Here is an 8936-nt window from a genome sequence, read left to right on the forward strand (position 1 = left end):
GTAAACCCATGGCAGATTACAAAGCTCCCGAGACATCCGTAGACGAGTGGAAAGCAATGGCCAATAAAGCCCTTGCCAAGACCAATCAAACCCTCGACGATTTGGTTTGGCACACACCCGAAGGGATTGATGTAAAGCCCTTATACACTAAGGAAGATATTCAGGATCTGCCCTATACCAATACCTTGCCTGGCATAGAGCCCTTTATTCGCGGCCCCCAGCCCACCATGTACGCTGGGCGCCCGTGGACGATTCGTCAATACGCAGGTTTCTCTACCGCTGAAGAATCCAACGCTTTTTACCGCAAAGCGCTAGCGGCTGGCGGCCAGGGCGTTTCAGTTGCCTTCGATTTGGCAACTCACCGCGGTTACGATTCTGATCACCCCCGTGTTACTGGCGACGTTGGTAAAGCCGGTGTTGCGATCGACTCCGTTGAAGACATGAAGGTCTTGTTCAACGAAATTCCCTTAGACAAAGTCTCGGTTTCTATGACCATGAACGGTGCGGTATTACCGGTCTTGGCTGGCTATATTGTTGCCGCAGAAGAGCAGGGCGTTTCTCAGGACAAGCTTTCTGGCACTATTCAGAACGACATCCTCAAAGAATTCATGGTGCGTAACACCTATATTTACCCACCATTGCCGTCTATGAAGATTATCGGCGACATCATTGCCTATGCTTCTAGCAATATGCCCAAGTACAACACCATCTCTATTTCTGGTTACCACATTCAGGAAGCGGGCGCCGATGCCGCCCTAGAGCTGGCTTACACCTTGGCCGATGGTAAAGAATACATCCGCACCGCAATTGCCGCTGGCTTGGATATTGATAAATTCGCTGGCCGCTTGTCCTTCTTCTGGGGCATTGGCATGAATTTCTATATGGAAATCGCCAAAATGCGCGCCGCGCGTTTGCTGTGGGCTAAGATTGTTACTGAGTTTGAACCTAAAGATCAGCGTTCCAAAATGCTGCGTACCCACAGCCAAACTTCAGGCTGGTCGCTGACCGAGCAAGACCCCTACAACAACATTGTGCGTACCACCATCGAGGCCATGGCCGCGGTATTCGGCGGCACTCAGTCGCTGCACACCAACGCACTGGATGAAGCCATTGCACTGCCCACTCAGTTCTCTTCACGTATCGCGCGTAACACTCAGCTGATTATTCAGGAAGAAACCGGTATCACCAATGTGGTTGATCCTTGGGGCGGCTCGTACATGATGGAATCACTAACCAAGGATATCGCAGACCGCGCTTGGGAATTGATTCAAGAAGTCGAAGAGAAGGGTGGCATGGCCAAGGCGATTGAAACCGGCCTGCCTAAGCTCCGCATTGAAGAATCTGCCGCTCGTAAACAAGCACGTATCGACCGCGGCGAAGATGTGATCGTTGGCGTAAACAAATACACCCTAGCCGAAGAAGACGATGTAGATGTTCTCGACATCGACAACAACGCCGTGCGTGAGTCTCAGGTTGCTGCGCTCGCTAAAATTCGCGCATCACGCGACGAAGCCGCCGTTGAAGATGCACTGGAAGCAATCTATCAGTGCGCCTGTGGCGGCGAAGGCAACCTGCTGGATCTGGCAGTTAAAGCGACCCGTTTACGTGCCACCGTTGGCGAAATCTCCTTTGCGATGGAGCGTGAGTTTGGTCGCTTTAACGCCCAGTCACAAACCGTATCTGGTGTTTATGGCAGCGCTTACCAAGACGACGACAACTGGCAGGGCATTAGCAAAGATATTGAAAACTTCGCTGAAAAGCACGGCCGTCGCCCGCGTATGCTGGTATGTAAAATGGGTCAAGACGGGCACGACCGTGGCGCCAAAGTTATAGCCACCGCCTTTGCTGACGTTGGTTTTGATATCGACTTATCACCCATGTTCTCGACCCCTGAAGAAGTCGCCAAACAAGCCGTTGAAAACGACGTGCACGTAGTCGGTGTTTCTTCACAGGCCGCCGGTCATAAAACCCTCGTTCCTGAGCTAATTGCAGAACTGAAGAAAGTCGGCGCCGACGACATCATCGTCATCGCCGGTGGTGTAATTCCACGCCAAGATTACGACTACCTCTACGCAGCCGGTGTAAAAGGCATCTTTGGTCCAGGCACCAAAATCCCACTCGCGGCACGCGGCGTGTTGGATGCAATTAATGAGGCGTATAAGGGCTGAGTTGCGGGTCTGATGTCAGAGGTCTGAAGTCGGACGAGCGGCTTTTACCTCCGACGTCAGACATCCGACCTCTAGCGTTCTAATTATGGCTATAGACATTGAAGCACTCAAAGCCGGCAATTCCCGAGCGCTGGCCAAGGCTATCACCTTGGTCGAGAGCAAGCGGGTAGAGCACCGCACAGAGGCGCAGTTGCTGCTTGAGCAATTGCTGCCCAGCACCGGCAACAGTATTCGCATCGGCATTACCGGCATTCCCGGTGTTGGTAAGTCGACCTTTATCGAGGCCTTTGGCCTGTATCTTTTAAGTCAGGGGAAGCGCGTCGCAGTATTGGCCGTTGACCCTAGCTCCCCCATTGCCGGCGGCTCCATCTTGGGTGATAAAACCCGCATGGAAATGCTGTCGCGCAGTAAAGACGCATTTATTCGACCTTCTCCCTCGGAAGGCTCACTTGGTGGTGTTGCCCAAAAAACCCGCGAAACCATGTTGCTCTGCGAAGCCGCAGGTTACGACGTAATTTTGGTAGAAACCGTTGGGGTAGGGCAGTCTGAGTACGAAGTCGCCAGCATGGTCGATTTCTTTATGGTGTTGATGCTGCCTAATGCCGGTGATGAATTGCAGGGCATTAAAAAAGGCATTATTGAATTAGCCGACGCCTTGGTCATTAATAAGGCAGATGGCGAAAGTATTAATCTTGCGCAGCAAACCCGCCGGCATTACGAGAATGCGCTGCATCTGTTGCGCCACAATACCTTTTGGACGCCGCAGGTAATGAGCTGCTCGGCGATCAAAAACGAAAATATCGAAGCCATTTGGGGCATGATTAGCGGCTTTAAAATAGATGCCACTAAGAATGGTTCACTGCAGAACAAGCGTTCGCGCCAGGCCCGCGAGTGGATGAATAAACTGCTTCATGAAATGCTCGATATGAAACTCACCCAAAATCCAGAAGTCCGCGAGCTACTTCCAAAACTAAATGAAAAGGTCACCCAGGGCGAAACCACGCCGTATCTGGCCGCGACAAAGCTGATTGATTTACTGTTTAAGCCAGGTATTTGAATATGAACGGTCGTGCCCTAGACGATTTTATCGCCCAGTATTTGCCAACGGCCCAGCACATGGAGTTGAGTGTAAAGCACTACGACGGCAAAAGCCTGAGTGTGCATGCGCCCTTGGCACCAAGCATTAATGACAAGCTCACCGCCTTTGGCGGCAGCATTTACTGTGTTGCGGTAATGGCGTGCTGGGGTATGACTTATTTACGCTGCGTAGACTACGGACTCGATCCAGATATCGTGGTTGCCGAAGCGTCTATTGAATACCTCAAACCCGTTACCGGCGACATCATCGGTAGCTCAATAGTAGTAGATGAAGAAAAGTGGCAGCACTTCTTTAAGCGTTTTGAAGAACGCGGTCGCGCCAAAATTGATCTCCAGTCAGAAATCCTAGTGGATGGTGAAGTCGCAGTGCGCTTTAAAGGCTTGTACGCCATCGTTGGTGTTAAATAAGAAAATCTCAAAAATTAGCGCTCTAATCAACGTGTAGCCATCTACAAACGCGCCTTAATGCCTTTGGCACGGCTCGCATACGACGGCAGTTAGGGTTGCGCGTGCGCGGTAGCGATGGCCAGCCTGCCGTAAAAGAAGTCACCGCTGTGTGATAGTGGTGATTGTATTGGTGGCGGTATGGGTGGTGGAGCAGCGGGCGGCAGAGCCGCAGTGGCTCCGAGACAAGTAGGAAAATCAGTTGATGATTTATCTCGCACGGCAGGAAAAAGCAAAGTAGGTGGCTTTACACAATCTGGTCATAGTTTGCAAAAGCATGGAAGTCGACCAGGTTCTAAATGGAACCAATCCGACATTGATGTTAACAAGCCTGCTCAAGCCAATAAGCGTGCTCAAGAGATTGTCGATGATATTCTTACCACTCCGGGAAGTCGAATTGTGCCGAACCCCAGAGGTGGCACAGATGTGATTGCTCCGGACGGTAGGGTCATTCGATATATCGAGATGGATCTATGCAGGGGTTTCGGGAGTGATTATATGAACGATGTTAGCCATTTTCGCATCAGTGTAGGGGACGACGATTTACACGAGGACTTGACAGCGGAGATTTACTTTAACGAAAAATTTCTGGCATTGGTTTCGCAAGATGGAGGTTTAGATCGGGCGAAAATCGAATTGCAAAACTGCCCTGATTCAGACGGCTGGAATTTGCCCTTGGCAGAATTTTTGAAAGTTATTGAGCTTGCTAAATGTCGTTTATGGGAGCTTCGGCGCCAGTGATACGCGCACTCAGGAGGGTGTTTGGTTATGCGAGTCAACGCGAAAGATTTACGCGGGACCAGGTCTAGACTCTTTCCTTTTTCTTCAAAATTTTACTGATCCGTGAGTAGTTCGCTTTCGACGGCCATGACTGTGCAGTGCGGATAGCCAACCCTGCCAAAAACGCCTGCGCGATGGCGGCACCCTGGCCTATACCTAGGGGATTGGTCGGGATTAAGCTTATTTCAGCGATAGGCTACAGTAATTCCTTGATTTAAAAAGAAATTATCTTAATTTAAGCATTGAGTAGAGGTTTTAGGGGTACTGAGTAATTTTGACCATTTTATCTCAGAATATTCAGTATCTTACTGAAATATAGAGAGATAATTTTTTATATGATCTTACTTTCAGTCAGTAGGATGTCTCTATATATGGCCTAAATCTTCCATATGGATTTATATCCTACTGAACAATAATGAGTTTTACTCAGCTAAACTTTCCGCTCTTTACCACTAGCTGCGCGCTTTTTGTCATCGGTCTGAACATACACGGTATCAGTCGTAGACATGCTCGCATGACCTAAATCCTCGGATACATCTTTAAGTGACCGGCCGCGCTCAATCTCTAAACTCGCACCTGTATGCCGCAGCCAATGAGACGTCGCTTCTTTAAAATTACTAGCATTGTCTTCACCATAGCGTGCCTTCATTTGTTCGTACGCTTGGTCGAATACTTCCTGCACTAATCTTGATAATTGTCGCGCCGTCATTCCCCCACGGCCTCGGATTTTTTCAATAATAGGGTGGTTTTCACCCGCTACAGGGAGTTTGTTTAAGCCACGGTATAGGCGATAACGTGTTAAATACCTTAGAAAGCTCGGTGGAACCGTAATATCTCGGACTTTTCGGCCCTTACCATAGATCTTCAACCACCAATTATTGTCATTATCCTTCCAAAAGTGACTCATGGTGGGCGACCATTCTGCGCGATCTGAGTACTCAGAAATGCGCAGAAAAAGGGTTTTTAATGATGCAATGAGAAACAGGCTTCGCTCATATCGCGAGTCGTCATCGGCCATGGTATGAGCAACCTCCAGCAGGAAATTCCACTGGTCTTCCGTTAAGCGTTTTACGTCCTTGACCTGTGCATCTTTGATCAAATATCGACAATCCTTCTTGGCTAATTGAACAGGGTTACCGTAGCAGTATTCTTCATCAGTTAGATGCTTATAGAAGGCATTAAGCGCGGTGAACGTCGCTTGTAAGGTTTCTTGCGAGGGGCGGTATTTTTTCTTTTCGCGCTTGGATTCGTCCCCTTTGGCGACCATCAGTTTGAAGGGTGCCCATTCAGTGTTACTTGTGTAAAGACCACCTTTCATATGAAATTTTTCAACATTAGATAGCGATATCCAAGTTAATGGCGGTCTCCAGCAGAAATCTGCGTATTCGAGAATGTCGGCTTTTCGGTATTCATCAATGGGCTTATCCTTAACAAGAAACGCCCAAAGTAGAAACTTTTCAATCTCAGAACGAAATCGAGTGTATGTGTGTTCTGACTTGTTTCTACCGATATAAGATAGAAACTCCTGGCCCCAGAGCCACGCCTTAGATTTCCATTGGTCAGCGTCGGCTAACAAGGCGGCAAGATCAGGAAACTCTTCAAGCTTTACCTCTTTGAGGTCTTTGTATGTCGGGTACAGCGGGACGGGTTTAGGAATGGCCATGGATTTTCCTGATATCTACAGATAAGAGCATATAATCGGCTATCTGCATTCTAGCACCCTGCACGCCCTATTTCCAATACGTCACCGTATCGGATATGTTATAGCTATGACCTCCTCATGGTAATTCTAAAAAGCCATCTGAAATGAACGTCTTGCAGCTCAAGCAGGGAAAGAATAAAATCATCGAATGAAAAAGCGCCTCACCTACATACTTATCCTTTCGCTGATGTTGTTTACTACATCGGGCTGGGGCAGCGTATTACAGGCCGCCTATTGTGATCCAACAACGTCCGTTACGGCTGAACACATGGCGCCGAACATGCAAGCCAGCGATATGCAGGCTGATTGCGATTCGCCAGCAAACTGTTGTTGTGTGGATAGCAATAATAGCTGTGAAAACATCGATTGTGGCATTGGCGGACTAACGGCAAGTTTTCTACCACCCCTCCCTATCGCTGCACTTGAAAAAAAACCAACGATGCAGACAATCACCCTCCCGCCGCCACCCAATCCAGCGTTTCAGCGCGTACTGCTCAGACCCCCAAAATTTTCATAATTTACTAGTAGGCACCGGATAACGGTGCGTGGCTTGGCCTATTTATAGCGCCAAGCAAAAGGTATTTTATGAGGATTGATTATGTTCGCCCAATATTGGTGGTGTATCGCCGCCCTGTCCCGACGTTTTGTTGTTGCGGTCGGCGCCGTGTTGTCCCTGATTTTTGCCCAAGCACTGTATGCAGCTGAGGAATACACCCACTCGGTAACGCTTTCATCGTCATGGGGGTCAGTAATGTCTGCCCAAGCGCTCGTTGACGAAGCGCTGCGTGCCAACCCTGGAATAACTGCCCTTGAAGCTGCGATTCAGGGGGCTGAAGCACGAATTGTTCAGTCTACTGCCTTGCCCGATCCACAACTCTTTACTGCGGTTGCCCCCGACACCATTGGCGGTTACAACTCGCCGAACGGGCGCGGTAGCAATGTTCGAATGGAATTAACGCAAACGCTCCCATGGCCGGGAAAGCTTCGTTTGCGCGGCGACGCTGCGACTAAAACAGCGGAGGCGGAGCGTGGTAATCTCGCGCTGCGGCGGCTAGAGCTACGTACAGTGGCGCTCAGCTACTATGCGCAGTGGAACTACATTCATCAGGCCATTACCATTAATGAGCGCAATAGCACCTTAGTTGATGAACTTCGTCGCGTGGCAGAAGCTCGCTACGCCGCGGGGATAACCAATCAACCAGACGTGCTGCTCGCAGAGGTAGAGCTTCAGCATATTCGTCACCGAAGTGTTCAATTGCGACGGCAAATGGCGACCCTGCGTGCGCAAATAAACACATTGCTCAATCGCAGTACAACCGCCGACATTGCGCTTTCAAACGCTCTCCCCCTGCCAACGGCAATCCCTGATTTCGATACGCTTCGGCTTATCGCCCTGAGTCAGCACCCAGGTCTAGCAGCTGCCAAGCAACAAATAGCAGCAAGTCGCGACAGGGAAAAACTGGCCGATAAAGATTTCTATCCAGATTTTAAATTATTCACTGGCTATAACAGCCTTTGGGATGAAACGGCCAAACGCTGGGTAGTCGGTATTGGTATTAACTTACCACTAGGGCGGGATAAATATCGCGCGGCTAGGGATGAGTCCCGGGCGAACACCGTTGGCCGGCAATCTGAATTAGATGAGCTGCGCTCGCAGGTGCTGGGAGATTTAGAAGAAGCCCGTGTCCTCGTCAACGAAGCACTGCATACCATAGCCCTCTATGAGCACGATTTATTACCGAGAACAGCCGAGAATCTTAGCGCGACGCGGGCTGCCTATGGCGCAGGCGGCGGCCGTTTTAGTGAATTGATAAGCGCCGAGCAAGTTCATCTTGATGCCGAATTGAGCTTACAGCGTGCTCGCGCTGATTACCTAATTGCAAAAGCCGCACTTGAGAACGCGCTCGGCGGACCGTTGGCCTTACCCAAAACTAGCCAGCATCACGCCAACATGGCGACGAGTCAAAATAGCGCTACCGCAAAAATCAAACCAAATACCACCTCGGAGCACGCCCAATGAAACAGCGATTGCTTGTCAGTATCATTATTATTTTAGCCGTGATTTTAAGCTATTTTAGCTATGTCTATCGTTCATCTACCAATGCCTTCACTCAGCAAATGAGTGATGCAAAGGAATATCGCACGGACGATTATCGCATCGCCATTGCATTCGAAGATGGCGTTCCCGCAGTGGGTAACAACACGGCCATTTTGCAATTGCGAGACGCCAAGGGAAATGCTGTTTCGGAGGCTAAAATTCGCGGGCAGGCAGAGATGGCCGCAATGGGCAGCATGCCATCAATGCGGGCTCCCGTGATATTTAATGAGATTTCCCCCGGCTTTTACACTGCCGAATTCGCCCTCGCTATGCGCGGTGAATGGCCATTAAAATTACAGATCAGCAAAGACAATAAGTCAGCCGATCTCAGTTTTGATATGGCGACTGGACGCTCAGGCCTCACAATCAGTGGCGGCGGAGTATCAATGGCTAGTGAAATACCCGTCAACGACAACCCAGCCACATTTCCCTCTACGACAGGTGTCGACCTTAGTTCAAATAAGCAAGGTTTCTATACCGTTGGCAAATACCTTATCAAAGTGGCGTTATTAGAAAATGCCAAACTCCGCCAAGGTGATAATCCACTGATAATTACTGTGCAGGATAGTCAGAATAATGCGCTGAGCAATATCGATGTTCGCCTGCTAGTCAAATCAGCTCTAGAGCAGTCGATGACTAACCCCGA

Annotated in this window: 8 protein-coding genes; 7 read left to right on the plus strand and 1 reads right to left on the minus strand. The window is 49.5% G+C overall.

Annotated elements, in window-relative coordinates:
• Positions 1-8 precede the first annotated feature (8 nt).
• From scpA to P1U47_RS05545, 4 genes are all read left to right on the plus strand, one after another.
• Positions 9-2168 carry a methylmalonyl-CoA mutase gene (gene scpA / locus P1U47_RS05530; protein ID WP_301027604.1) on the plus strand — a complete coding sequence of 720 codons (2160 nt, stop codon included), beginning with the start codon at positions 9-11 and terminating at the stop codon, positions 2166-2168.
• 85 nt (positions 2169-2253) lie between these two features.
• A complete protein-coding gene (gene meaB, locus P1U47_RS05535) occupies positions 2254-3225 on the plus strand; it encodes a methylmalonyl Co-A mutase-associated GTPase MeaB (RefSeq protein WP_301027605.1) in 972 nt (323 codons plus the stop codon).
• A gap of 2 nt (positions 3226-3227) precedes the next feature.
• Positions 3228-3674 carry a YiiD C-terminal domain-containing protein gene (locus P1U47_RS05540; protein ID WP_301027606.1) on the plus strand — a complete coding sequence of 149 codons (447 nt, stop codon included), beginning with the start codon at positions 3228-3230 and terminating at the stop codon, positions 3672-3674.
• Positions 3675-3851: 177 nt separating this feature from the next.
• On the plus strand, positions 3852-4451 hold the full coding sequence (locus P1U47_RS05545; RefSeq protein WP_301027608.1) for a hypothetical protein: 600 nt from the start codon (positions 3852-3854) through the stop codon (positions 4449-4451).
• Between the two features lie 469 nt (positions 4452-4920).
• Here P1U47_RS05545 and P1U47_RS05550 read toward each other — a convergent pair whose 3' ends face one another.
• Positions 4921-6153, minus strand: coding sequence for a site-specific integrase (locus P1U47_RS05550; protein ID WP_301027609.1), 1233 nt, complete (start codon positions 6151-6153; stop codon positions 4921-4923).
• Between the two features lie 187 nt (positions 6154-6340).
• Between P1U47_RS05550 and P1U47_RS05555 the strand changes: the two genes are divergently transcribed.
• The 3 genes from P1U47_RS05555 to P1U47_RS05565 all read left to right on the plus strand — a co-directional run.
• Complete coding sequence (locus P1U47_RS05555; RefSeq protein WP_159237992.1) at positions 6341-6709, plus strand: hypothetical protein; 369 nt, start codon at positions 6341-6343, stop codon at positions 6707-6709.
• 81 nt (positions 6710-6790) lie between these two features.
• A complete protein-coding gene (locus tag P1U47_RS05560) occupies positions 6791-8212 on the plus strand; it encodes a TolC family protein (protein ID WP_301027610.1) in 1422 nt (473 codons plus the stop codon).
• Positions 8209-8936, plus strand: a 728-nt coding sequence (locus P1U47_RS05565) for a FixH family protein (RefSeq protein ID WP_301027611.1), incomplete at its 3' end; no start/stop codon positions are given. The genes P1U47_RS05560 and P1U47_RS05565, both read left to right, overlap by 4 nt.

The sequence above is a fragment of the Zhongshania sp. genome, from assembly GCF_029212375.1.
Classification (GTDB): domain Bacteria; phylum Pseudomonadota; class Gammaproteobacteria; order Pseudomonadales; family Spongiibacteraceae; genus Spongiibacter.

Coding starts and splice junctions, on each gene's coding strand:
- scpA (WP_301027604.1), top strand. CDS start 9: ATGGCAGATTACAAAGCTCCCGAGACATCCGTAGACGAGTGGAAAGCA.
- meaB (WP_301027605.1), top strand. CDS start 2,254: ATGGCTATAGACATTGAAGCACTCAAAGCCGGCAATTCCCGAGCGCTG.
- P1U47_RS05540 (WP_301027606.1), top strand. CDS start 3,228: ATGAACGGTCGTGCCCTAGACGATTTTATCGCCCAGTATTTGCCAACG.
- P1U47_RS05545 (WP_301027608.1), top strand. CDS start 3,852: ATGGGTGGTGGAGCAGCGGGCGGCAGAGCCGCAGTGGCTCCGAGACAA.
- P1U47_RS05550 (WP_301027609.1), bottom strand. CDS start 6,153: ATGGCCATTCCTAAACCCGTCCCGCTGTACCCGACATACAAAGACCTC.
- P1U47_RS05555 (WP_159237992.1), top strand. CDS start 6,341: ATGAAAAAGCGCCTCACCTACATACTTATCCTTTCGCTGATGTTGTTT.
- P1U47_RS05560 (WP_301027610.1), top strand. CDS start 6,791: ATGTTCGCCCAATATTGGTGGTGTATCGCCGCCCTGTCCCGACGTTTT.